General features: G+C 67.9%; 15 protein-coding genes and 2 tRNA genes. 6 read left to right on the forward strand and 11 right to left on the reverse strand.

Annotation, left to right across the window (positions count from 1 at the left end; translation table 11 throughout):
* Positions 1-1,474, reverse strand: a 1,474-nt coding sequence (locus A5663_RS09195) for a helicase HerA-like domain-containing protein (protein WP_156744399.1), incomplete at its 3' end; no start/stop codon positions are given.
* A 70-nt stretch (positions 1,475-1,544) separates the two neighbouring features.
* Between A5663_RS09195 and orn the strand changes: the two genes are divergently transcribed.
* Both orn and A5663_RS09205 read left to right on the forward strand, forming a co-directional pair.
* Complete coding sequence (gene orn, locus A5663_RS09200) at positions 1,545-2,192, forward strand: oligoribonuclease (RefSeq protein WP_068147123.1); 648 nt, start codon at positions 1,545-1,547, stop codon at positions 2,190-2,192.
* Positions 2,193-2,219: 27 nt separating this feature from the next.
* Positions 2,220-2,292, forward strand: a tRNA-His gene (locus tag A5663_RS09205).
* 67 nt (positions 2,293-2,359) lie between these two features.
* Here the strand turns inward: A5663_RS09205 and A5663_RS09210 are convergent.
* On the reverse strand, positions 2,360-4,993 hold the full coding sequence (locus tag A5663_RS09210) for an FAD/NAD(P)-binding protein (protein WP_082974006.1): 2,634 nt from the start codon (positions 4,991-4,993) through the stop codon (positions 2,360-2,362).
* 86 nt (positions 4,994-5,079) lie between these two features.
* Positions 5,080-6,294, reverse strand: a complete 1,215-nt coding sequence (locus A5663_RS09215; protein WP_068147093.1) for an Ig-like domain-containing protein — start codon at positions 6,292-6,294, stop codon at positions 5,080-5,082.
* A gap of 150 nt (positions 6,295-6,444) precedes the next feature.
* Between A5663_RS09215 and A5663_RS09220 the strand changes: the two genes are divergently transcribed.
* Positions 6,445-6,517: transfer RNA gene (locus A5663_RS09220), tRNA-Lys, on the forward strand.
* Positions 6,518-7,003: 486 nt separating this feature from the next.
* Here the strand turns inward: A5663_RS09220 and A5663_RS09225 are convergent.
* Positions 7,004-7,231: a DUF3618 domain-containing protein gene (locus A5663_RS09225; RefSeq protein ID WP_068147126.1), complete on the reverse strand. Its 228-nt coding sequence runs from the start codon at positions 7,229-7,231 to the stop codon at positions 7,004-7,006.
* Positions 7,232-7,341: 110 nt separating this feature from the next.
* Here A5663_RS09225 and bcp point away from each other — a divergent pair, with 110 nt between their 5' ends.
* Positions 7,342-7,815: a thioredoxin-dependent thiol peroxidase gene (gene bcp / locus A5663_RS09230; protein ID WP_068147097.1), complete on the forward strand. Its 474-nt coding sequence runs from the start codon at positions 7,342-7,344 to the stop codon at positions 7,813-7,815.
* Here bcp and A5663_RS09235 read toward each other — a convergent pair.
* The 5 genes from A5663_RS09235 to A5663_RS09255 all read right to left on the reverse strand — a co-directional run bounded on the left by A5663_RS09235 (position 7,792) and on the right by A5663_RS09255 (position 20,979).
* Positions 7,792-9,138, reverse strand: a complete 1,347-nt coding sequence (locus tag A5663_RS09235) for a dipeptidase (RefSeq protein ID WP_068147100.1) — start codon at positions 9,136-9,138, stop codon at positions 7,792-7,794. The genes bcp and A5663_RS09235 overlap by 24 nt on opposite strands.
* A gap of 136 nt (positions 9,139-9,274) precedes the next feature.
* Entirely contained in the window at positions 9,275-9,667 is a 393-nt protein-coding gene (locus A5663_RS09240; protein WP_068147104.1) for a holo-ACP synthase, read from the reverse strand.
* Positions 9,668-9,693: 26 nt separating this feature from the next.
* Complete coding sequence (locus A5663_RS09245) at positions 9,694-18,936, reverse strand: type I polyketide synthase (protein WP_068147107.1); 9,243 nt, start codon at positions 18,934-18,936, stop codon at positions 9,694-9,696.
* 501 nt (positions 18,937-19,437) lie between these two features.
* Positions 19,438-20,160: a DUF1906 domain-containing protein gene (locus A5663_RS09250; RefSeq protein ID WP_197503350.1), complete on the reverse strand. Its 723-nt coding sequence runs from the start codon at positions 20,158-20,160 to the stop codon at positions 19,438-19,440.
* Positions 20,161-20,268: 108 nt separating this feature from the next.
* On the reverse strand, positions 20,269-20,979 hold the full coding sequence (locus A5663_RS09255) for a MerR family transcriptional regulator (RefSeq protein ID WP_068147110.1): 711 nt from the start codon (positions 20,977-20,979) through the stop codon (positions 20,269-20,271).
* 332 nt (positions 20,980-21,311) lie between these two features.
* On the opposite strand from A5663_RS09255, the gene A5663_RS09260 reads away from it, so the two are divergent.
* On the forward strand, positions 21,312-22,586 hold the full coding sequence (locus A5663_RS09260) for a nitrate/nitrite transporter (RefSeq protein ID WP_068147113.1): 1,275 nt from the start codon (positions 21,312-21,314) through the stop codon (positions 22,584-22,586).
* Here A5663_RS09260 and A5663_RS09265 read toward each other — a convergent pair.
* Both A5663_RS09265 and A5663_RS09270 read right to left on the reverse strand, forming a co-directional pair.
* On the reverse strand, positions 22,583-23,002 hold the full coding sequence (locus tag A5663_RS09265; protein WP_068147116.1) for a ChaB family protein: 420 nt from the start codon (positions 23,000-23,002) through the stop codon (positions 22,583-22,585). The genes A5663_RS09260 and A5663_RS09265 overlap by 4 nt on opposite strands.
* A 29-nt stretch (positions 23,003-23,031) precedes the next feature.
* Entirely contained in the window at positions 23,032-24,276 is a 1,245-nt protein-coding gene (locus A5663_RS09270) for a low temperature requirement protein A (protein ID WP_068147120.1), read from the reverse strand.
* An 83-nt stretch (positions 24,277-24,359) separates the two neighbouring features.
* Between A5663_RS09270 and A5663_RS09275 the strand changes: the two genes are divergently transcribed.
* Positions 24,360-25,070 carry a 2-C-methyl-D-erythritol 4-phosphate cytidylyltransferase gene (locus A5663_RS09275; protein WP_068144836.1) on the forward strand — a complete coding sequence of 237 codons (711 nt, stop codon included), beginning with the start codon at positions 24,360-24,362 and terminating at the stop codon, positions 25,068-25,070.
* The last annotated feature ends 11 nt before the right edge of the window (positions 25,071-25,081 follow it).

Raw genomic sequence — 25,081 nt, forward strand, 5'->3', positions numbered from 1 at the left:
TCTCGAACATCCCGGGTTCGGCGGTGTCGCGCGACGTCACCTCGCCCGAGGCCGTCGCCCCGCCGACGTCCGGTGGCAGCGGCGGCGGTAGCTCGTCGTCAGCCGGTTCAGGAGGCGCGAGTTTCGCATTGAGCCGCTCATAGGCGGACTCCCGGTCGATGGTCTGCCCGTATTCCGGATGTAGCGGACTGGCTTTCGCCGCCGCGGTGATCGCATCGGGTCCGATGGTGTCCATCAGCGACCGAGGGGCGCGCATCCGCGTCCACGCCACCGGCGTCGGCGCTCCCCGTTCCGAGAGCACAGTGACGATGGCCTCGCCGATGCCGAGCGACGTCAGCGCCGACTTCAGCTCGTAGACATCGGTTTTCGGATACGTGCGCACGGTCTTCGTCAACGCCTTCTCGTCGTCTGGTGTGAACGCGCGCAGCGCGTGCTGAATTCGCGCACCCAGTTGGGACAGCACGTCGTTGGGCACATCGGTCGGCAGCTGCGTGCAGAAGAACACGCCCACACCTTTCGACCGGATCAGCTTCACCGTCTGCTCCACCTGTTCGAGGAACGCCTTGGACGCATCGGAGAACAGGAGGTGGGCTTCGTCGAAGAAGAAAACCAGCTTCGGCTTGTCGAGGTCACCGACTTCGGGCAGCGTCGAGAACAGGTCGGCGAGCACCCACATCAAGAATGTGGAGAACATCGCCGGCCTGGCGCCCTGACTGCCGAGCTCGAGCAGCGTGAGGATGCCGCGGCCCTGGTCGTCGACCCGCAACAGGTCCTCGGGCTCCAGCTCGGGTTCCCCGAAGAATGTGTCTCCGCCCTCGGCTTCCAGGTTCACCAGGGCTCGCAGAATCACACCAGCCGTCGTGGCGGACACGGCGCCGAGCGCTTTGAGTTCGGGCTTGCCCTCGTCGCTGGTGAGGTACTGGATGACTGCACGCAGATCCTTGAGATCGAGCAGCGACAGTCCCTGCTGGTCCGCCCAGTGAAAGATCAGCCCCAGCGTGGACTCCTGCGTCGCGTTCAGCCCGAGCACCTTCGACAGCAGGATGGGCCCGAAACTGGAGATCGTCGCGCGCACCGGCACACCGATTCCCGTTGTTCCGAGCGACAGGAACTCGACCGGGTAAGCCGTCGGCGCCCAGTCGTCGCCGGTGTCCTTGGCGCGCGCCGCGACGCTGTCACCAGCCTCGCCGGGACGAGACAGTCCTGACAGGTCGCCCTTCACGTCGGCCATCACGCACGGCACGCCCGCAGCTGAGAGCTGTTCGGCCAGCACCTGCAGCGTCTTGGTCTTGCCCGTGCCGGTCGCGCCCGCGATCAGCCCGTGCCGGTTGACGGTGGCCAGCGGGATGCGCACCTTGGCGGCGGAATCGCAGACGCCGTCGACGACGACACCGCCGAGCTCCAGGGCGGCGCCGCCGGCGGCGTAACCTGCGGCGATCTCCTGGGCGGGGGTGGCGGTCGGCTCACTGGTCATGGCTGGCACCCTAACGCCTACGGGCGGGTGCAGCGGGCCCCGCGACGCCGTAAGGCTTACTGTGAGCGTCGTGCGCGACGAACTGGTGTGGATCGACTGCGAGATGACGGGCCTCGACCTCAAGTCCGACCTTCTCATCGAGATCGCGGTGCTGGTCACAGACGCCGACCTCAACGTCCTCGGCGACGGCATCGACGTCGTCATCCACGCAGACGACGAGGCGCTGTCGTCGATGATCCCCGTGGTCACCGACATGCACACCCGGTCGGGCCTCGTCGAAGAGGTGCGGGCGTCGACCGTCACCGTGCCGGAGGCCGAGTCACTGGTGCTCGACTACATCCGCAGCCACGTCAAACAGGCCAAGACGGCTCCGCTGGCCGGCAACTCGATCGCCACCGACCGGGGCTTCATCGCCCGCGACATGCCCAAGCTCGACGACTACCTGCATTACCGGATGATCGACGTCAGCTCGATCAAGGAGTTGTGCAGGCGCTGGTATCCGCGGATCTACTTCGGCCAACCCGAGAAAGGCCTCGCGCACCGGGCCCTGGCCGACATCCACGAGTCGATCCGCGAACTGCAGTACTATCGTCGCACCGCGTTCGTACCCGCGCCCGGTCCCTCGACCAGCGATATCGCGGCCGTCGCCGGGGAGTTGGGCACCCCCGACGGAAGCCCGCGGGATATCGATTCGGCCGCCGAGCATCCGACCAGCTAGTATCGACGTCGCCGCACCGCGGCAATGGTGGCTGTAGTTCAGTTGGTAGAGCACCAGGTTGTGATCCTGGCTGTCGCGGGTTCGAGTCCCGTCAGCCACCCCGATGTAGATGTAAGGAAGCGCCCCACCCGCGAACATGCGGGCGGGGCGCTTTCTCGTTGCAGCGCTCAGTTCACCGCGCCGCGCGTCACCTGCGGCGCGGGCGCAGCGCGGTGCCGCGACAGCAGCCGCGCTGCCTGACCCGGCGCACCGAGTTGCAGCATCGCCGCCAACGCCGTTTCGAGGACCACTTCCTGTTGCACCCGGCTGCCGCCGATCGACGGAAGCCCGGGAAGCGATTCGAGCAGGAAGTCCAGCGCGGCGCGCGGTTCACCGTCCGTCAAGGCGATCAGACCTTCGCCGATGAGACGCAACGTGGCTGACTGGGCGTCGGTCGCGCCGGGCACCTTGATCGCCCGGATCGCGGCCGGATCGTTCGCAGCGGCCAGCACGAGTAGGGCATGGAACGCGATGAACGGCGTTTGCGGTGCATACGCGAGCGAGCCGACCTCCGCGATCACCGCCATCGGGTCAGGTGGAGTAACCCAGTCCGGATGCAGGCGCGCGCGCCAGGCGAGCGAACCGGCGTCGACCAGGCATCGCACATCTTTGGACTTGGGCGGGGCGAGGAACGCGGCGTACCGACGCGCCGCGGCGGGCGCGTCGCCCATTGCGAGTTCGTGCAGCGCGGCGTGCCACTGGAAGTGCGCGGGATAGCGCTGGGTGCTGCCGCCGCTCGAGATCCACTCCGTCAGCCATTTGAGTCCGGCCCCGTGCGCATCGGTCTCGTAGTGCACGTGCGACAACGCATGCGCGGCGTTGCCGTTGCCCGGATCGAGTTCGAGTGCGGCGTCCGCCAGGTCGGCGGCGTCGTACCAGAGACCCTGCTCTGTTCTGCCGTAAGCGCGCAAGCCGAGATACCACGGCGCCTCGCCGTGCACGCCGGTGAACCGCTCGACGTACTGCCAAGCGTCCGGCAACGCGTCCCCGGCGCCGGCGAAGGCGATCGACGGCGCGAGCACCAGCAGTGCGAGTGGATCGTCGGGCACGCGGTCGAGGTGGTCGATCAGCGCGTCGGTGCCCGTCGCGTTTCCCTTCTCGCACCACGTCGCAATCGCCTCGACGTGACTGCGGTCTTCGTCGCTGCCATGTGCGAGCGCCGCACGTGCTGCTGCGAGATGGCCGCCGACCGCGTCGGGGCCGCCGGCGCGGTCCGGGCGTTCCGTGGCGATCATCGCCAGCGCGACGTGCGCGCGTGCGTGGTGCGGGTCCTCCGCGACCGCGGCGGCGAAGGCGACCGACGCACCGTCTTGGACGGCGAGCAGGCGACGCACCCCTTCCGCGTAAGAGGCTTGCGCGCCAGTCGATTCCGGCGCGGTCGCGATAAGACGCGGCGCCCGCATCGGACGCTCGCGTGTGTCGTCTGCGAGCAGTTCGGCGACCGCAACCGCTTGGGCACAGATTTCGGGAATCGCAGTGGTCTCCCACAATTCGCCCTGGCGGATCGAGCCGATGCACACGATGTCCGGGACCGTGCAGCCGGCGCCGTCGATGAGGTGACCGGCTGCGTCGAGTCGCACACCTATGCCGCACGGGTGCGGCGATGCAACGTCTGCGGCGAGAAGATTCGCCCAGAGCGCGGAGCGTCGCAGGGACCGCCGGTCCCACGCGGCGCCGGTGGCGACGACCACTGCGTCGCCGAACCGACGCACGGACCGGTCGCGCGCTGTCACAACAAGTTCAACGCCGTTGCCGCGCAGCGACACATCGGCGACCTCACCGGCGTCGACGACCAATCGACCACAGTCGATCGCGGCATTGATCGCATCGGCGATCGACGGCGGCATGCGGTGGCGCAGAATCTCCCACTGGCGCAAGTCTTCTCGGAGGAACCGGCGCTGGTCCTCCCAGCCCAACGAGCGCCACAGTCGGGCCGTGCGCGGCCGAAGCGCATCGATCACCTGTCGCCAGTCCGAACCGTTCCGGCGCGCGCGGTCGAGATCCGCAGCGAGCGCGGTGCGCAGTTCGTCGAGCGAGACCTCGGCGGGGAGCGCGTCGAGGCTCGGCAACTCTGTCGGCGCGCCCGTGTTGCGGAATCGACGCGGAAGCGCGCCGTGCCGGGACAGCAGCGTCACCGTGGCCCCGCGCGCAATGAGATGCAGCGCGACGTCGATGCCCGTGAGCCCGGAACCGATGACCAATACTTTCGCGGGCCGACGCGCACCGAGAGCGGCGAGCGCGCCCGGCGCCCACGGGTCGACGACAACCTTGCCGTCGGTGCTTTCGGCCAGCACGGGAGCGAAGGCTCGCTCCAGCGAATCGGGCATGCCGCCTTCGGGCCGACCGCACGCGAGCACGACGGCGTCAGCCGACAACGAACGGCCGTCGTTCAACGCCAGACGAGCGGGGGCACCGGGTACCAGCTCGACGACCTCGGCGGTCTCGAGCCGCACGTCGGCGCCCGCGAGCTGCTCTTGCAGGTAGCGGCCGTACGCCAGCCGCGGCGCAAAGCAGTCCACCGCCGTGACGGCGCGTTCATCGAGCCACCGACAGAAGTGACCGGGGTCGTCCGGCCAGGCAGACATGCGCTGCGCGGGAACGTTCAACAAGTGGGTCGGATCGGTGGTGCCATACGCCGCACCGGTGCCGGGTCGACCGGACGCGTCGAGCAACGTGATCTGCGCATCGGGTCTGCGCCGGCGGAGATGGATCGCGGCGAGCACGCCTGCAGCGCCACCCCCCACGACGGCTACGCGCATCATGCCGGAAGGCTATAGCTCCCGGACGCGTTGAGATGCGCATTCGCGCCGACGGTTCAACCGTTTCGGCGACGAGCGCGCAAGCCGCGTCAGACCCCGGCGTTACCCGTCTTCCACTGGTCCCACGGTATGTTCCAGTCACCGAGGCCATCGGTGCCCGGCAACTTCGACCCGACCGTGTTGACGATCTCGACGACGTCTCCGCGCTTCGAGTTGTCGTGGAACCATTTCCCGTTGCTGTTGCTGACGTTGATGCACCCGTGGCTGGTGTTGCTGTAGCCCTGGCTGCCCACCGACCACGGCGCGGCGTGCACGTAGATGCCGCTGTATGAGATCTGCGTGGCCCAGTCCACCTCGGTGCGATATCCGTTGGGCGAGTTGACCGGAACGCCATACGTCGACGAATCCATGATGATGTGCGGACGACGGTCGCCGACGATGTAGGTCCCGTTGTTGGTGGGCGTGCTGTCTTTGCCCATCGAGACCGGCATGGTCTTGATCACCTCACCGTTGCGCTTGACGGTCAGCGTCTTGGTGTTGTCGTCGACGGTAGTGATGACCTCGTCGCCGATGGTGAAGCTGGTCTTGACGTTGTCCTGCCCGAACAGGCCATCTCCCAGGTCGACGCCATAGGCATCCACCACCACGTCGACTTTCGTGCCGGGCTTCCAGTACTTCGCCGGCCGCCACCGCACCTCGCGGTTGTTCAGCCAGTAGAACGCGCCCTCCACGGGCGGATCTGTCTTGATTTTGATCGCCTTCTGCGCGGCCAACCTGTTCGGGATGTTCTCGTCGAACTGGATCGCGACCGGCTGCCCGACACCGACGACCTCGCCCTCGTTGGGCAAGACGTACGGCATCGTCAGGCTTTCCGGTGAATGGGTCTCGAAGGACATCCGCCTCGTCGTGGCACCGCCGAGCCCGAGCGATTCCGCGGTGAGCGTGTAGCGCTTGTTGTAACCGAGAGGCTCGGTGGTGGACCAGGTCAGGCCGTCGGGGCTCAAGGCGCCGGCGACGCTCTTGCCGGCCTCGTTGACCATGCTGACCGCGCCGAGGACGCCGTCGCCGGCGCTCACGGTCACCGGGGCGTCGACGCTCACGCCGACGGCGCCATCAGTCACCGATGCGGTGAGCTTGGGAATCAGCAGATCCCCGAAAGGAGTGCCTTTTTCGTTGATCACCTGCGGCTGCGCAGGTGTGGAGTTGCCGCCGCACGAGGACAACCCGAGCGCCATGGCGGGAACCAGCGCAAGGGCCAACCATGCGCGTCGACGCGGACGGGCCACTTCACGGACTCGCCACATTGCTAACTCCACCTCGCAACCGGGAACGACATTTCTTGGCAACAGTCTAAGGGCAATATCGGACACGGCGCGTCCGAGCGACGTGGGCGGGCGCTCGGGGCAGGCGCGGATTTCGTCCTGCGCCGCAGGGCCTGTTATTGTCGCACCCGCGCGCCGTTAGCTCAGTTGGTAGAGCAGCTGACTCTTAATCAGCGGGTCCGGGGTTCGAAACCCTGACGGCGCACTCCTTCTTCGCGACCGTGGCAATCGTCACGGTCGCGTTCTGCTTCTGGGGCCACTGATGCGGCGTTGCCGACGATTTCCGGACGAGTTCTCGCCCCTGCTGGCCACCCGGCTGGCAGAAGGTGTGCTGTGATCAGCGTAAGTTTCGTTATGGAGCCGAAGAAGTCTGGTTGCGGAATGACCCTCTGAGACGGATTTCTGACGTTCAAGCTGCGGGAAGACGCCGCCTTCTGTTACAGTTCGGTTAGCTGAACGGCAACACGCCTGGAGGCGGCAAGCGATCGGAAGGGCACGGGGACTTAGCTGATGTCCCAGTTGGGCGGTTCATTCGGAACCGGAGCAGCGGGCGCGAACACGCCTCATGAGGTAACTGGGCAGGGCCCGATCGCGGTACACACCTGCAGTCGGCTCGGAAGGGTCGCCAATCCCCCGGGTTTCTCGTTCGTCGACTGGTTCCGCTCAGCGCGCCGCCGCTGAGTCGTCCGGTTCAGTGCTGCCGGATTCGGCGCACCACGAGCACCAGCGTCAGCACTCCCACTGCGGCAATCGATGCCGCCACCACGGGTTTTGTGACGAACCTCAGCGTCGCGGCCTTCGCGTCCTCGGCCAGCCGGCTGGGGTTGGCGCGCTCGGCGAGCGTGTCCACCGTCGTCGCCAGCTGCTCCCGAGCCTGATCGATATCCCGCTTGATGGTCTCGGGATCACGGTCCGCCACGTGCGCCTCCAAGCCGTCCAAGTCGCCGCTCCCAGATGGAGCCCGCCGATCTACCCTAGAGCAGCCCGCGCTCGCTGCAGCGCACCGGTCGACAGAAGGGATGCCCGCGCGTGCCACAGACTCCTCGACTCGAGGTCGGTGACAAAGCCCCTGCGTTCAGCCTGCCCGACGCCGACGGCAACACCGTGAAGCTCTCGGACTACAAGGGCCGCAAGGTCATCGTGTACTTCTACCCGGCCGCGTCGACCCCGGGCTGCACCAAACAGGCCTGCGACTTCCGCGACAACCTCGGTGAACTCAACAACGCGGGGCTCGACGTCATCGGTATCTCACCGGACAAGCCCGAGAAGCTCGCCAAGTTCCGGGACAAGGAGGGGTTGACGTTCCCGTTGTTGTCGGACCCTGATCGCGAGGTGCTCACCGCGTGGGGCGCGTTCGGCGAGAAGACCATGTACGGCAAAACCGTTCAGGGAGTCATCAGGTCGACGTTCGTCGTCGACGAGAAAGGCAAGATCGCCGAGGCGCAGTACAACGTCCGCGCGACCGGACACGTCGCCAAGCTACGGCGCGACCTGTCCGTCTGACCCGAGGTTCGCCAGCAGCAGAGCCTCGGCGACGGCGGCGCGCTCCAGCACCCCGAGGTGCAGGCTCTCGTTGACGCTATGTGCCTGTGTCGCAGGGTCTTCCACGCCGGTCACCAGAATCTTCGCCGACGGAAACGCCGCGGCGAACTCGGCGATGAAGGGAATCGAACCGCCGATCCCGGTGTCGACCGGTTCGGCACCCCACGCCTCACGGAACGCGGCGCGCGCGGCCTCGTACACCGGGCCGCTGGCGGCGATCGCATACGGCTGCCCGAGATCGCCCGGCGTGACAGTCACCTGCGCACCCCACGGCACGTGCTGTTCGAGGTGCCGTGTCAACGCGGCCAGGTGCTCAGCGGCGTCGCCGCCGGGTGCGACGCGCATGCTCACCTTGGCTCTCGCCCGCGGGATCAAGGTGTTCGACGACTTGTCCACCGGCGTGGTGTCGATACCGACGACGGTGATCGCCGGCTTGGCCCACAACCGTTGCGGCACTGAGCCCGAACCGATCTCGGAGACTCCGGCCAGCAGTCCGGTCTCTCGTCGAACACGCTCCGCGGGATAGTCGACGTCCGCAGCAGTGGCCTCGTGCAGGCCCTCCACCGCGACATTGCCGTCGTCGTCGTGCAGGCTGGCCAACAGGCGTACCAGAACGCTCAGCGCGTCGGGCACAACCCCGCCCCACAGTCCGGAGTGCAGTCCGTGATCCAGCGTGGCCACCTCCACGACGCAGTCGGCCAGCCCGCGCAGCGAGACCGTCAGCGACGGCACCTCGGTGCTCCAGTTGTCCGAGTCGGCAATGACGATCACATCCGAAGCCAGAGTCTGGTGATGCGCGGCCAACAATCGCGACAGCGACGGGGAGCCCGATTCCTCCTCCCCCTCGACGAAGACGGTGACGCCGACCGGAGGGTTGCCGTCGTGTGCCCGGAAAGCCGCCAAATGCGTTGCGATACCGGCCTTGTCGTCGGCCGTGCCGCGGCCGTAGAGTCGGCCGTCGCGTTCGGTCGGCTCGAACGGTGGCGAGTGCCACTGCGCCGGGTCGCCTTCCGGTTGCACGTCGTGGTGGGCATACAGCAGCACCGTGGGCGCACCGGGCGGTGCCGGGTGGCGGGCGATGACAGCCGGCGCCCCGCCTTCGCTGACGATCTGCACGTCTCCGAAACCCGCCTCTGTCAACAGCTTTGCCACTGCGGCGGCGCTGCGCCGGACTTCACCGCGCCGCGCCGGGTCAGCCCACACCGACTCGATGCGCACCAGAGCTTCCAGATCACGCCGCACCCCGGGCAGGACGTCGTGCACGCGCTGCACCAGATCACTCATGACGCCGAGGTTAGCGGGTCATAACCGCGGTCGACGTGCCGCGAGCGTGCACATACTGACGATATTGCGCGGCGTGTCGTGGACAGACACGCACGCTCGCGCGACAAGAAGGGCGCACAAGGGCAAGGGCGGGAATCTAACGCTCTTCGAGGATCGCGACCGCGGCGGCGGTGTCGGCCTCGTGCGTCAACGACAAATGGATTGTCACATCGCGCAGATGCTCGGCGATCGCGCCGGACAACCGCACCTTCGGCCTGCCCCACATGTCGGTGATGACCTCGATGTCGCGGTGGATCGCCTCAGGCAGCACCGGACGCTTGGCGAACCGCGAACCCGACCAGGCCTTGATCACGGCCTCCTTCGCCGCCCACCGTGCGGCCAGGTGTCGCGCAGCCGACGAACTCTTGTCGGCGGCGTCGCGCCGCTCACCGGGAGTGAACGTCTCGGCGAACACGGTGCCCGGCTGATCGACCTGCTCGGCGAACTCGGGTATGGAGACCAGATCGATCCCCACCCCGACTATCGCCACGGCCGAAACGCTATCTCAAGCTGATCTCAGGCTTGCGCAGGCACGTACACGTCGTCATCCCCGAGTCGCGACGCCGGGTCGAGGAGCATGTCGGCTTCCTGCCGCTTCTCCGAACCGTCGTGGCCGAACCGGCGGTCGGCAGGCCGCTCGTACAGCGGCTTGCCGCCGGCGATCGCCGACGCGAGTCGATGCTGACCGGCCAGCACGCGGGCGTCCGCGCGGTCCTTGTACTCGGCGCGTTGCTCCGGGCTCAGCGCCGCGAGGAACGCCTGCGGATGCACCAGCGCGATCAGACCCGACACGTGGCCGAACCCGAGGCTGGTGATCAGCCCCGCCTTCAACGGGAACTTCTCGCCGAAGTGCAGGGTGTCTCGCAGCCAGACCAGATGAGCGGCGCCGGCCAGCTCGTCGTCGACGCAGTCCAGGCTGCGGTTCGGCGGGATGACGCCGTCGCGCAGGATCTGGCACAGACCCAGCATCTGGAACGCCGCCGCGCCGCCCTTCGAGTGACCGGTCAGGCTCTTCTGCGACACCACGAACAACGGCGCGCCCTCCGACCGGCCCAGCGAGTCGGCGAGCCGCTCGTGCAGCTCGGTCTCGTTGGGATCGTTGGCCAACGTGGAGGTGTCGTGCTTGGACACCACCGCGATGTCGTCTGGCCCGACGCCAAGCTCGGCAAGCGAGCGCGCCAGCTGCGACTCGCGACCACCGCGGCCCGCGGCCAACGCGCCGAGACCGGGGGCCGGAATCGACGTGTGCACACCGTCGCCGAAGGACGACACGTAGGCGACGACGGCTTGGACGGGCAGCCCCATCTTGAGCGCCAGATCGCCGCGGGCCAGCAGGATCGTCCCGCCGCCCTGGCCCTCGACGAACCCGAGCCGGCGACGGTCGTTGGCGCGCGAGAACTTCGAGTCGCTGATGCCCTTGGCCCGCATCATCTCGGTGTCCGCGGTCGCGGCCATGTCACCGAATCCGATGATGGCCTCGAGTGTCAGGTCGTCGTAACCGCCCGCGACCACGAACTCGGCCTTGCCCAGTCTGATCTTGTCGACGCCCTCCTCGACGGAGATCGCGGCGGTCGCACACGCGCCGACCGGATGGATCATCGCGCCGTAGCTGCCGATGTAGGACTGCACGACATGGCCGGCGTACACGTTCGGCAGCACTTCCTGCAGGATGTCGTTCGGCTTGTTCCGGCCCAACAGGTTGCCGTGGTACATGGTCTGCATCGACGTCATGCCACCCATGCCGGTGCCCTGAGTGTTGGCCACCAGGCTGGGATGCACCCAGCGCATCAGTTCGGTCGGCGTGAAGCCGGCCGACAGGAACGCGTCGACGGTGGTGACGAGATTCCACATGGCCAGCCGGTCAATGGAATTCATCATCTCCTGGGTGACGCCGTACACCATCGGGTCGAACCCGGTGGGGATCTGCGCGCCGACCGTGCGGGACAGCTTCGTCTTGCGTGGCACCCGGATCTCGGTGCCGGCCTTGCGGGTGACCTGCCAGTCGCCGCTGTCCGGAACGGGTGCGATGACCGTGTGCTCCGGATCCGCCCGGACGAACGCCCTGGCTTCCTCCTCGTTGGACACCACGAACGTGAAGTCCTTGTCGAGGAACACCGAAACCAGCAGCGGCGCAGTGTGATCCGCGTCGATCGCGCCGTCACCGACGAACTCACGGATGCCCACGCGCTCGACCACGGCATCGTGGTAACGCTCGACCAGCTCGCCTTCGTCGACCAGCTCGCCGGTCTGGGTGTCGTACCAACCCGGGGTGGGGTCGTCTTCCCACTTCACCAGGCCGGTTGTCCACGCCAGCTCCAGCACACCGGCCGCCGACAGCTCGTTTTCGACCTCCATCTCGAACCGCGTGCGCGACGAGCCGTACGGCCCCAGCTCGGCGCCGCCGACGATGACCACCATGTCGGCCGGGTCGATGTCGAGATCGGCCCATTCCGGCGGCGGCGCGGACTTGAAGCCCCGCGGCGGCGACGGCAGCGCGCGCACGGCGCCCTCGACGTCGGCCTCCTCGGGCCGGCTCTCGCTCACCATCTCGTCGCGAGCCTTGGCGGCAAGCTCCGCCATGTCGATGTCGACGTCAGCCAGCCCGCCGGTGAAGTCGGCCTGCAACGGCTCGTGGGCGGCGGCCACCTTGGACTCGATGTCGCACAGCCCGAGCAGCATGGCCGCCATCTCGTCGGTCGAGAACGTGCGCACACCGGCCTCTTCGACCGCCCCGACGATTGCGTCGTTGTGCCCCATCAGGCCCGTGCCCTTGGTCCAGCCGATCAACGCGTGCGCCAACGAAACCCGTTGCGCCCACGACGATTCGGCCTTCCACCGCGTCACCAGTGCGTCCAGCGCGGACTTCGCCTCGCCGTACGCGCCGTCACCGCCGAACATGCCGCGGTTCGGCGAGCCCGGCAGGACGACGTGCAGGCGCGCGGCGATGTCGCGTTCGGCGCCGATGTGCGAGAGGCCGCCGATGAGCCGCTGCACGGCCCACAGCAGTACCTTCATCTCCATCTCGGCGCGCGACCCGGACTCGGACAGGTCGCCCGCGACGCGCGGCGCCGCGAACGGGAACAGCAGCGTCGGCGTCTGGGCGTCCTTGAGGTGGATCGACTGCGGCCCAAGGGTTTCGGTCTGCTCTGTGCCGACCCACTGCACCAGCGCGTCGATGTCGGTGTAGGACGCCATGTTCGCCGGGACGACCCACAGCTTGGCGTCCCAGCGGGCGCTGTCGCGGTAGAGGTTGCGGTAGAACGCCAACCGGTCGTCGTCGAGCCTGGACGTCGTCGCGATGACCGTCGCACCGCCGTCGAGCAGCTGCGCCACCACCGACGCGGCGATCGAACCCTTCGACGCGCCGGTCACCACGGCGACCTCGTCGCTGTAGCGGCCGGTGCCCGGGTTCTCCGCGCCTGCTGCGGCGCGCCCGTACAGCGAGGCGTGGATGTTGCGGCCGGCGGCCAGGGCCTTGCCCTGCCACCAGGTGGCCTGCGTGCCGACGACGTGACCGGCGCCCTCGAAGCGTGCCGAGAGCCGTTGCCAGTCCTTGTCGATCTCGCCCTCGTCGTACAGCCACAGCCGGGCCAGATCCTCGCGGGCACTGGCCCAGCGGTCGTCGAACAGCACCGCCTTGCGGCCGTCGAACACCGGAGCCACCAAACGCGGCCAGTCCGAACCCAGTTCGGCCGTGACCAGGTCGATGAGCTCGGCGTCGGTGGCCTCGGGGACAGGGGTGACCGTGTCGAGCCCCAGCTGACCCAGGATCGTGCGGGCCACCGAAGCCAGCACACCGTCGCGGCCGGTGACCTGCTCGGCGAATTCGGAGAGCGCAGCGGAGTCCACCACGCCGCCACCACCGCCGGCTGCGGAGGGCAGGGACACTGCGACGCCGCGCCTGCCCGCCACCGCGGCGACCGCGCCGTCGATGACCTTGTCGACGGTCGCGGCGTCGGCCAGTGCGCCGTCGTGCAGGCCGCCCAGATCGCCGCCGCGAACGCTGGACCCTTCGCGGGTGCCCAGCGCCACCTCGACGGTGACGTGCTTGGCCCACCCAGCGCCGAGCTCCCACGTCTTGGTCACTCGTTCGGCGATGTAGGCGGGCCGCTTGCCCGACGGCCCGAACACGGTGCGCAACTGGTCGTTGACCGCGTCGGAGAGCACCGGGCCGAACGGCTTGTAGGTCCTGGCCAGCTTGGTGACCTGGCCCTTGAGCCCGGCCAGATCCGCTTCGGCCGCGCCGTCGATCGCGCCGAGGTTGAGTTCCGACCCGAGGTCGACCAGCAGCTGGTTGCGTCGCGACGACGCGCCGTCGGTGATCGACTCGATGGAGTCCAGCGGCTCGATCTGGTCGATGCGCATCTTCGCCGACAGCGCGATCAGCGCCATCGTGGCGTCGGCGGCGTCGAAGGCGATGTCATCGGGGCGGGGACCACCTGGGGGCGCGACAGACGGGCTAGGCGCGCTGGCGGGTGCGGTGGGCGCGGCCGGCGCAGGCGCGGCGGCGGACTCGACGGGCGCCGCGGCGGACACCGGCAGTTCGTCGAGCTCGGGCTCCGGGTCGGTGTCCGTGGCGAACAGCACGGCCGCGTCCCGCTCGGAGTTCAGTACTTCCGTTGTGCTGTGCGAATATTCGGGCAGCTTGAGCGTATTGGCCGCCAGTCCCGCAACGGTCGGCGCGGACTTCACGCCGATCTCGACGAAGCGCTCGATGCCCAGACCGCCTGCGGCTTCCTCGATGAACAGCAGATCCTGTGTTTCGATCCAGCGCACCGGGCTGGCGAATTGCCATGCCAGCAACTCGATCACGATCTTGCGGCACAGTTCGGCCGGCTTCTCGTTACGCCAGGTGTCGTAGTCGGCGAGGATCTCGTCGAGCGGCTCGGCCGGCACCAGGTCGCGGATCTCCTGGACGAAGTCACGGTCGAGGGTGAACGGCCGCGGCACCAGATTCGGTATGTACTTGCCGATGATCAGTGCGGGGTCCTGATCGCGCGGCATCACGCGCTCCAATGACCGGCGGAAGTCGGCCACACCCACCCGCAACACAGAAGAGTGGAACGGCACGTCGATGCCTGGCACCAGGATGAAGGACCGCTTGCCGCCGGTGATCTCGCGACGCCGCTCGACCTCTTCCTCGAGCGCTTCCAGACCGCGCACGGTGCCGGCGATCGCATACTGCGAGCCGCGCAGGTTGAAGTTCACGATCTCTAAGAACTCGCCAGTATTCGCCGCAATATTCGCGACGAAGTCCTTGACGTCGGCGTCGTCGAGATCGATCTGCGACGGGCGGATCGCGGCCAGCCGGTAGTTCGACCGACCGAGGTGGTCGCGCGGCACGATGTCGTGCATCTTGCTGCCGCGGTGGAACACCACTTCCAGCAGCGCCTCCAACTCGTAGACGCCGCTGACACACGCGAGCGCGGTGTACTCACCGACGGAGTGGCCGCAGGCGATCGCGCCTTCGACGAACGCGCCCTGCTCACGCATCTCGGCGACCTGCGCGGCCGCCACCGTCGCCATCGCGACCTGGGTGAACTGCGTCAGGAACAGCACACCGTCGGGGTGGTGGTAGTGCACGCCACTGGCGATCAAACTCGTCGGGTTGTCGCGCACCACGTGCAGCACGGAGAAGCCCAGGGTGTCGCGGGTGAATTTGTCGGCGGTGTCCCACACCTTGCGCGCGGCCTTCGAGCGTGCGCGCACCTCCATGCCCATTCCCTTGTGCTGGATGCCCTGGCCCGGGAAGGCGTAGACGGTCTTGGGCGCCGCGAGCTGCGCGGTCGCCGACATGACAAGCTCGCCGCCGACCTTCGCGCCGATCTCGACGATCTCTGCGCCACGGTCGATTCCGACGCGGTCGACGCGGAAGTCGACCTCGTCGCCGGGCAGCACCATGCCGAGGAACCGCGACGTCCAGCCGACGACGCGGGCCGCCGGCGCGGGCTTGCCGTCGGTGGCGGCGACGACGTGCTGCGCGGCCGCCGACAACCACATGCCGTGCACGATGGGCGATTTGAGCCCGGCCAACAGAGCAGCGGCGCGGTCGGTGTGGATCGGATTGTGATCACCGGAGACGACGGCGAAGGCGCTCATGTCCGTCGGCGCGGTGACGGTCACGTCGCGGCGACGGCGCCGCGGGGTGTCGGTCGCGTTGTCGGTGATCGCACCGCCGGCCCGCGGCGGGTCGACGAGCTCGGCCGCACCGGTGCGCCCGCGGATCGCGAAGCGCTCCTCGAGCGTGGCCAGCAGGGCGCCCTCGCTGTCGCGGATCTGCACCGACACCGGCACCACGCGACCGTATTCGGTATCGCTGGCCGCCGAAGCCGTTGCGGTGACGGTCAATTCGGCGCGGGTCTTCGGCATCTCAGCGAGCAGGTGTGCGGCATGGTCGAGATGCACCAGGCTCAGCAGACCCTCGACGACGGGGAAGCCGTCCTCGGTGACCGCGGCACCGATCACCGCGAAGACTGCCGGCCAGCAGTGGCCGACGAGCGCGTCGGGCACCAGCGTGAGGCCCGGCGCCAGCGGGGCACCGAACGTGGCGGTGACGCCGGTATGGTCGGCCACCCGTTCTGGATCCCATTGGACCGTCACGCTCGAGACGTTGTCGCGCACTGCGGGCAGCGCACCCGGCTTGTCGAATCCGGCAGCGATCGCCAGCACGGCACGCATCGCGGCCGATGCGTCCGTGACCGTGACGACGGGCATGCCGCCGTCGACCGTGCAGGACGGCAACGTGAACGGGATGTTGACCCAGATATCGGACAGCGGGACGCTCAGCGTCACGCGATCCCCGCTGAGCTCGAGCCGGGAACCGGTGGAAGGGTGTGTGGCGCTTGGTCTTCCGGGCACGTCGTTGACCTGCCACTCGTTCGGGGCGCCGATGCGGTGGACCGGGTTGATCGCGACGCGGCCCGCCCACAACACGTCGGGCGAGTCGAGCACCACCGCCAGCGGGCCGGTGACGTCGGCGCGGGCCTGGCGCCGCGACACCACGGGCACGGGTTCGCCGTCGATCGCCAGCGCATCGTCGATCGCGGCCTGCTCGAACCGGTCGAGCAGTTCTCCGACGGGCTCGTCGACGCGGGTGATCCCCGCGACCGCTTGAGTGCCGGGGATGATGCACACCTCGTCGGCGGCGTAGCGGGCGTCGTGGGCCTGCCACAGCGAGTCGCTGCGCCACCACCGCCGCACGTCCTTGTCGATGACCGGGACGAAGTTCACCGGCTTGCCAGGGGTCTTGCACAGCGTGACGAACCACGGCACGTCGGCCGGGTGCAGCCGCAGCGTCTCGGACTCCGGATAGTGCGCCGCGAGCGTGGCGATCGCCCGGTCGGGCTCGTCGAACACCGCGGAGTCGGTGAACACCGTCGCGATCGGGCCGGCGTCCTGCGGGTGCAGCCGGGCCTCGGCGCGGTGCAGCATCTCGGCGAACCGGTCGCGCCAGGTGTCGGCCAGCCATGGCGTGCCGGGCAGCTTGGTGTCGGCGGTGCTGTCGTCGTCGCCGATGGCCAGCTCGACGTAGCGCTGCAGCCACTGGCGGTAGGTCATATCGCCGATGTCACCGAAGTACGGCTTGCAGGTCGCCGCCATCGCGGTGACGATCTCGTCACGCCGGGCCGCTACGGCCTCGCCGTCGCCGGCCACCTCGTCGAGCAGCCGGCCGCAGCGCGATGCGGCGTTGTCGATCTCGTGGATGTCCGCACCGAGCTGGCTCCGGCTGGAAGCCATGCCGCCCTGCGCTTTTCCGGCGCTGATCCAGTGATCGGTTCCGGTCGTCTCGACGAGCATCTGCTTGACGGCCGGCGAGGTGGTGGCCTCCAAGGTCGCCATCGCCGCGGTGCCGACGAGGATGCCGTCCACCGGCATCGCTGGGAATCCGTACGCCGTGGCCCAGCGCCCAGACAGGTATTCGGCCGCCCGCTCGGGGGTGCCGATCCCGCCGCCGACGCAGACCGTGATGTTCGGCAGCTTGCGCAGCTCCCCGTAGGTGCTCAGCAGCAGGTCGTCGAGGTCCTCCCACGAGTGGTGCCCACCCGCGCGGCCCCCCTCGATGTGCACGATGACGTCCTTGCCGGGCACCTCCGCGGCGATCTTGATCACCGACTTGATCTGGTCGACCGTGCCGGGCTTGAAGACCACATTGCTGATTCCGACGGTGTTGAGTTCGTCGATCAGCTCGACGGCTTCCTCGAGTTCGGGGATGCCGGCGGAGACGACCACACCGTCGATCGGCGCGCCGGCCTGGCGGGCCCGCTGCACCAGCCGCTTCCCACCGAGCTGCAGCTTCCACAGATACGGGTCGAGGAACAGCGAGTTGAACTGCACGGCACGGCCCGGCTCGAGCAGCGCGGTCAACTCCTCGATGCGGTCGGTGAAAATTTCTTCGGTGACCTGGCCACCGCCGGCGAGTTCGGCCCAGTGACCGGCGTTGGCGGCGGCCGCGACGATCTTGGCGTCGACGGTCGTCGGCGTCATCCCCGCGAGCAGAATCGGCGAGCGACCGGTGAGCCGGGTGAACTTCGTCGACAGCTTCACCGAGCCGTCGGGCAGCTGCACGGTGGTCGGCGCGTAGCTCGACCAGGCCGGCGGCACTTCGGGTTCGGCGCCGACGGTGAACAGATTGCGTTGTCCGACCCGCGTCGCGGCGGGCACGATGCCCACGCCCAGCCCGCGGATGATGGGGGCGGTCAACCGCGTCACGGTGTCGCTCGGGCCGAGGTCGACGATCCACTTCGCGCCCGCCTCGTGCAGCCGCTCCACCTCGGCCACCCAGTCGATCGGGCGCACGAAGATCGCCTCGGTCATCTCGTGAGCCAGATCAGCGTCGATGCCGCACCTGGCTGCCCAGCCGTCGACGACCTCGACACCATCGGCCAGCCGCGGCGTGTGGAACCCGACCTCGACCTGCACCCCGTGGAAGACGGGGCTGAAGACGGCACCACCGCGGAGCTTGTTCTTGCGCTCGGCTTCTTCCTTCTCGGTGATCTTGGCGCAGTACAGCTCGAACCGGCCCAGTTGCTCGGGGGTGCCGGTGATGACGACCGAGCGCCTGCCGTTGCGGATCGAAAGCACCGGCGGCAACACGGTGCGCACGTCTTGGGAGAACTCCTCGAGCAGTTCGGCGATGCGGTCGGGATCGACGTTGGTCACCGAGACCATCGGCGACTTGTCACCTCGGCCGACCATGCCGCGCCGCCGCGAGAAGAGCGAGCCGGCCGCGCCGATCAGCTGTAGCAGCGCCAGCAGCTCGGCGTCCCGAGCGCCGCGGGCACGCAAGGACTCGCAGGCGATGACGCCTTGGGAATGCCCCGCCATGGCGACCGGCGGCGCGCCGTAGAGGTCGAGCCCCTGGCGGATGGCGGCGCGGATCGCGGCCATCTGGGCGAGGAGGATGCCCGGCCCGGAGATCGCCGCGGTGATGAGCTGTTTGGTCGCGGGCAGCGGCTCGTCGGCGGCCAGTGCCCGCACCCAGTGCAACGGTTCGAAGCCGATGGGCCGCACCACCACCAGCTCGCGCGCGACAGGCTCGAGCAGGAGCGCGGCCTCCCCGACCACCTCGCTGAGTTCCGACTCGATGCCGGCCGAGCTGACCAGTTCCTCGAGGTTCTCCAACCAGGAGCCGCCCTGGCCGCCGAAGGCGACCGCGTAGGGCTCACCCGCGTTGAGCCGATCGACGAGCGCCTGAGTTCCGGCGTGGGCGGCGTCTGCGCCGCGGTCGGTGGTCACCCGGTGCTGCTCGTTGATCGTCACGTCTCGTCTTCTCCCTCTGTCCCGCGTCATGCTCGTCGCCGGCTGTCGTCTGAAAGCTCTGCTGGCTTCCGCCCCCTGCCGCGGCGCCACGCGATTCGGCGTCGAATCGCGGCTGGTCCGGCGGGCGGTCAGGCAGCGCCTCGCGCACCGCTTCCGCGCACTCCAGCCGTACTAAGAGTGTCATAAGAGCGGGGCGCCTCATGGCCCCTGAAATGGTTACTGACGAGTTCTACGCTCGGGTAACCGCTCGCGCGATAACACGCAGTTCGACACCGCCCGAAGCCTTTCGGGACAAACGTCCTGCATGCGAGTGGTTACGGTCGAGTAGGAAGAAGTGCGCTGATCAAGGCAGTATTGTTATCAAATCGTAATCTGAAAATTTCCTGCGCGCCGTACCAGCGACATCACCTCACCGCGAAGAGACATTCGGCCGCTTTTTGTCTTCTCTGGCCGCTCGGCCACCGAAACAAGTTTGCTGGCCGACTTACTGATCGGTAAGGTTTAGTCCCACTGCCCGAACCGTGGCTTCAAGATGTGGTTGATGTCCACGCCCACGCCGCCGACCGAACGCCCGTCGATCTCGACCTGATGCAGATGCGCGGCAGGATGGGCGACTCTGCCCGGAGATCCCCAGTTGTGCTGCCAGAAGTAGGCGCCGATGCCGTCCTGGATCGCCCACTCGATCGTCTTCGAGTTGGCGTAGACGCCGACTCGCTGCTTGCCGAGCACCGCTTCCCAGCCGCGCAGACAGGGTGCGACCTGCTGCTTGTACTGGTCGAACGACGGGTTGTCGTCGATCGACGCGTAGATCGGGGCGCCGTTCGACCCGCCTGCGGCCTGATGCAGCTCCAAGCCTCGTTTGGCGTGGGCCACCCCGGCGTTCTGGCCGCCGAGCCAATCGGCGGTGTCCTGCTTGCCGTACTGATAGCACGACACGATCTTCAGGCCGTTCTGGTACAGGTCGCGCGCCTCGGCCAGTTGAATCGGCTTGCCGAGCATCCAGGCGCCGCCCGGCCGCCGGTCCGAAACGTAGCGGATCGCCCCGATCGCGCCCGCGGCGCGGATGTCGCTGGCCTTGAGCACACCGGCCGCGTAGTCGAGCAGTACTCCCATCGGGGCGCCCGACGCAGGCGGGGCGAGCGCGGCTTGCAGGCCCGCACCGGCGACGAACGCGGCCGGGACCGCCACTGCGCCCTTGAGGACCGTGCGCCGCGAAATTGACACGAGCCACAGAATACGACAGTTGCCCCACTGCCCCGTCCAATGCCACTTGTCACAGCAGCACCAGGAATATCGGCGGGGCACCGCGTTGCCGAGCTAACGCGCCGCCAGTCAACCGGAGTCGGCGGCAGCCATGTGGAGTCGCAACGCCTCGTCCAGACGATTCGAGACCACGCTGGCCCACAGTTCGCGATAGTCGCGCATCACCTGGCTGAGTTCACCCGCTTCGCCGGGCTGCGCGGTTCTCTCCTCACCCAGGCGGCCCGTCACACAATCGTTGAGCACCTGCACGAACCCGCCCGCCAGGGCGTCGATCGCCTCGCGGGTCTCCTCGAAGATGTGCAGCAGTGCACGGACGTAAGCAACCTGATTCGGCGAGCGCGCCACGACCTGCCGCATCGCGGGGTCGGTCAACACCACGGCTCCTTCCACCACATGCGCAAAGCCGTACTCGATCAGCCGGCGCGCCTCGTCGGTGTCGGCGCCGATGCCGAGGGCTTCCGCCGGCTTGCCGTTGGTGAGCGCGTTGTCCTCGTCGCCTTCGGTTCTGGACCCCAGCACGGCCCGCTGAATGCCGAGGATGTCGGCCAGGTCCGCGCCTTTGCGCAAGCTGGCGAAGAACTCGGCGATATGGGCTGAGCTGAACCCGCGCCGGTGCAACTGGTTGATGGTGCGCAGCTGGGACAGGTGGTAGTCGTCGTAGAGCGCCGAGCGGCCGACACGCCGGGGCGGGTCGAGCAGCCCGCGCTCGCGGTAGGCGCGGATGTTGCGGGCGCTGACCCCGGAGATCAGCGCCAGTTCGTCGACACGGTACTCAGCCAATGCCTCAGGCCTCTGTGGTGTTCGAGGCGCATGAGCGCACTGGACCGCGACGACGGTTCATGGGCTCACTTTAACCGCGTTCCGGCAGCGCGAGCGAAGTGTTCATACTTTTGAAAGAAGTATGCTAGCAATCTGACAAATTGTTTTTATCTGCGTCAATATTGATTTCCGCTAGGTAGCGTTTGCCGTCGGCCGTCGCTCTCAGCCAACTTCTCACCGCGGCTCGCGAATGTCGGTGAGCGAACTCACCGACTGCCGATTCGCCTCTGCGGCCCGACGTACGCGACCATGGAAACGTCGAAATCACCCATCTCCAGCGGGAAAGGTCCGGTGTGCGTCCCTGGATCGTCTGGGCCACCGGACTGTTCGCTTACATCGTCGCGGTACTAGACCGCACCACGCTGGGCGTCTCAGGCCTCGATGCGGCAGACCGCTTCAATGCCAGTCCCAGCATGCTGTCGACGTTCGTTGTGCTCCAGGTCATCGTCTACGCCGGCGCGCAGGTGCCCGCGGGCCTGCTGCTGGACCGCTTCGGCTCCAAGACGCTGATCCTCGCCGGTGCGGCGCTGATGTCGTCCGGCCAACTCGCGCTCGCGTTCACCGAGTCGCTGCCCACCGCGATCGCGGCGCGCGCGGTGCTGGGCATGGGTGACGCGGTGACGTTCATCTCCGTGCTTCGGCTGGTCCCACACTGGTTCACACCTCGACGAGTCCCACTCGTCACGCAGTTGACCGGGATCTGCGGCCAATTGGGCCAAGTGCTTTCGGCCGTACCGTTCTTCGCCATCCTCAACGCCGACGGATGGACGACGGCATACACGTCGGTGGCGGCCCTTGGCCTGTTGTCGATTGTGCTGACGGCGGCGCTGGTGAAGAACACACCGCACGGAAACGCGGTCCCGGATGAAACCGTCTCCTTGCGCGAGACGCTGAGCAGTGTCAAGACGGTGTGGCTGCGACCGGGCACCCGGCTCGGGTTCTTCACCCACATGGGCACCCAGTTCTCGGTGACTGCGTTCGCGTTGATGTGGGGTGTGCCCTACCTGACCAACGCGCAAGGCCTCACGGCCGGCTTGGCGGGAACGATGTTGACGGTGTCGGTGGTGGCCGCGATCTCGGCGGGCGTGCTGATCGGGATCTTCACCGGCCGGCGACCGCATCGGCGCTCGCGGCTCGTCCTGGCGATCATCGCCAGCAACGCGTTGGTGTGGACGGTGGTGTTGGCATTGCCCGGTCCGGCGCCGTTGTGGCTGCTGGTGGTGCTGATAATCGTCATCTCCGTGGGCGGTCCCGGCTCGATGGTCGGCTTCGACTTCGCCCGCACCTTCAACCCGAGCGCCACCCTGGGCACGGCTTCCGGCCTGGTCAACATGGGCGGATTCATCGCCTCACTCATGGTCATGCAGGCGATGGGCGTCATCCTCGACGCCGCAGGCGACTTCTCGTTTGATTCGTTCCGGGCGGCATGGACCGTCCAGTACGCGATCTGGGCCCTGGCGGTCATCGGCATCCTCATCACCCGGCGCAAGACCCGCCGACTGATGGCCGTCGAGCAGGAAAGGATGCTGCTGGAAGGGCTCGACCCCTACCCGGCCGAACGCAACTAGCGACTGCGCGCGGTCGCGCGGCGGTTGGCCTTCTTGATCGCCGAGACCAATTCGTCCTTGTTCATGGTCGACCGGCCCGAAACGTCCAGCCGCCGAGCAACTTCCATGAGGTGCTTCTTCGACGCGTTGGCGTTCACGCCTTCGGCGGTCTCGCCTTTGGCGTTGGGCCCCCCGCTGCGCGCCCGCTGATCGGACGGCCCCTTCTTCGCCTTCGGTTCCCAGTGGTCCCCGACCTTCTCGTAACTGTGCTTGAGTGCGCTGTAGGCGACGCGGTGCGCCCGCTCACCCTCGCCGTATTCCTTGGCCGCGGCATCGTGCGCCTTGGCGAACGTCCGTTGAGCCTTGGCGTCCGACCGCTGCAGTGTGCTCGGCAGTTCGCTCTTGCGGGCACTGCCGCTCTTGGTTGTCTTGGGCATACCCAACGGCGTACCCGGGCCGTGAGGTGCTAAAACGGCTCCCCGAGTCGACGGCCTGCGCCCACGACCTCGTGGCCGACAACCGTCACGATCGGCGCCAGCGTGACGACCAACAGGCAGTTCGCCATAGAGACTCCCGTGGCAGCAAGCCACACCGCCAAGCCGAGCACGGCGGCGGTGAGCCCGATCAGCAGCACATGCCAAGCCGCCACTCGACGCACCATCAGAGCGTGCAGCAGATACACCGACACGACGTAGACCCCGACCGGCACCGCGACCGCGAGCACGGTTCCGACGGAGGACAGTTCGGAATGGTGGTCGATGTAGTAGGCGGCGGCGTGCAATCCGGCGCCGGTCGCGACGATCGCGCCCAGCGTCACGATCGGCAGGTATCCGAACCAGAACGACCGGTCGCGCCGCGCGTGCAGCAGTTCGGCCTGCGGCAGCAGGAAATACGTCCACCACATGCCGAACGTCAGGCCGATACCGGCGACCACGACGAATGCGGCGTCGAACGTCCAGCCCTGTGAGTTCAGGACCGCGGTCAGCGAGGCGACGGTGCCGACCACGCCCTCGCCCAGCGCGATGATCGTCAGCAACCCATAGCGTTCGGCGATGTGGTGCGCGTGCCACGGTGTTCCGCCCCGGCGGGTCTCGGCGAGGATCGGGCCCATCGTCTCGATCCCGATCAGCACGGCGACCACCGCGATAGTCACCGCAACCGACGTGTCGAGGAAGATGCTGACGATCCACAGCCCCTGTGCGGTGGTGACCGCGGCGACGTAAGTGAGGCATGCGGAGCGGTGCTGAGGGTCCTGGACGGCGGCGCGTAACCACTGCCCCACCAAAGCAATACGCATCACGACGTAGCCGGCGACCATGACGCGGTTGTCGACGTGCGCGCCGTGCTCGATCGAGGCGAACATCGGCGGGAAACCGAGCGCCATCACGATCACCCCGACCATCTGCACCATGGTCATCAACCGGTAGACCCAGTCGTCGGTGTCGTAGGCGGAGGCGAACCAGCTGAAGTTGATCCACGCCCAGCACACCGCGAAGGTCGCGAACGCGAAACCGAGCAACCCGGAACCGACATGGTTCGCGGCGAGCATGTGCGCGAATTCGTTGGCCGCGATACCGAAGGCGATCACGAACGTCAGGTCGAACAGCAGTTCCAGCGGAGTGGCCACGCGGTGCGCTTCGTGGGGGTCGCGACCAGACATCCGGCGCACCGGGTGCTGCGTGGCCGCCGGTCCGTGCGCGGTGTCGCTCATCCGTACCCGTCCTTTCCCTGCTACGTCGGCCGACAGTGCCCGGGGTCATCCGGGCGCGAACATCGCAGTGCCAAGATACGAGGATGACCGTCGGGGAGCCCTATGCCGTCGCCGTGGTGCTGGCCGCGGGGCTCGGGACCCGGGTGGGCGCCGACGGAAACAAGGCCTACCTGCCGGTGGCGGGTCGGCCGATGGCGGTCTGGTCGCTGGAGACCCTGACCCGCGTGGCCGACGTCGCGCGCATCGTGATGGTGTACCGGCACGGCGAGCTGGAGTTGGCCCGCGACATGGTGGGTCGCGAACTGCCCACGGCCCGAGTCGAATTCGTCGAGGGTGGCGCGAGCCGGCACGGCTCGGAACTCAACGCGCTGCGCCATCTCGCCGCCGACATCGAAGCCGGGGCGATCGACGTCGTCCTCATCCATGACGCAGCCCGGCCGGTGGCCGGTGCGGAGATGTTCGTGCGCGCGCTGGCGGTCGCCCGTGAATTCGGCGGCGCCCTACCGGCATTGCCGTTGCCGAGCGTCGTGACGACCGAACTGGCCGAACCGGCACAAGCACCGCTCGTTCGGGTGCAGACACCGCAGGCGTTCCGCGCCGCCCCGCTGCTCGAGGCGTATCGCACCGCGGAGTCACACCGATTCGAGGGCACCGACACGTCGTCGTGCGTCGAGGAGTTCACCGATCTCGAGGTGCGGACCTTCCCGGGCGAACTGCGCAACATCAAGGTGACTTTCGCGCGCGACATCGCGATCGCCGAACACCTGCTGGCGCCGGTCAGCGACTCGCGATGACCGCCTCGCCA

It is taken from the genome of Mycobacterium sp. E740 (assembly GCF_001672895.1).
Classification (GTDB): Bacteria; Actinomycetota; Actinomycetes; order Mycobacteriales; family Mycobacteriaceae; genus Mycobacterium.

Bases quoted from the DNA above. Each gene is read 5' to 3' on its own strand.
- A5663_RS09210 (WP_082974006.1), bottom strand. From the start codon at position 4,993: ATGATGCGCGTAGCCGTCGTGGGGGGTGGCGCTGCAGGCGTGCTCGCC.
- A5663_RS09215 (WP_068147093.1), bottom strand. From the start codon at position 6,294: ATGTGGCGAGTCCGTGAAGTGGCCCGTCCGCGTCGACGCGCATGGTTG.
- A5663_RS09275 (WP_068144836.1), top strand. From the start codon at position 24,360: ATGACCGTCGGGGAGCCCTATGCCGTCGCCGTGGTGCTGGCCGCGGGG.
- A5663_RS09270 (WP_068147120.1), bottom strand. From the start codon at position 24,276: ATGAGCGACACCGCGCACGGACCGGCGGCCACGCAGCACCCGGTGCGC.
- A5663_RS09235 (WP_068147100.1), bottom strand. From the start codon at position 9,138: ATGAGTGATCTGGTGCAGCGCGTGCACGACGTCCTGCCCGGGGTGCGG.
- A5663_RS09265 (WP_068147116.1), bottom strand. From the start codon at position 23,002: ATGCCCAAGACAACCAAGAGCGGCAGTGCCCGCAAGAGCGAACTGCCG.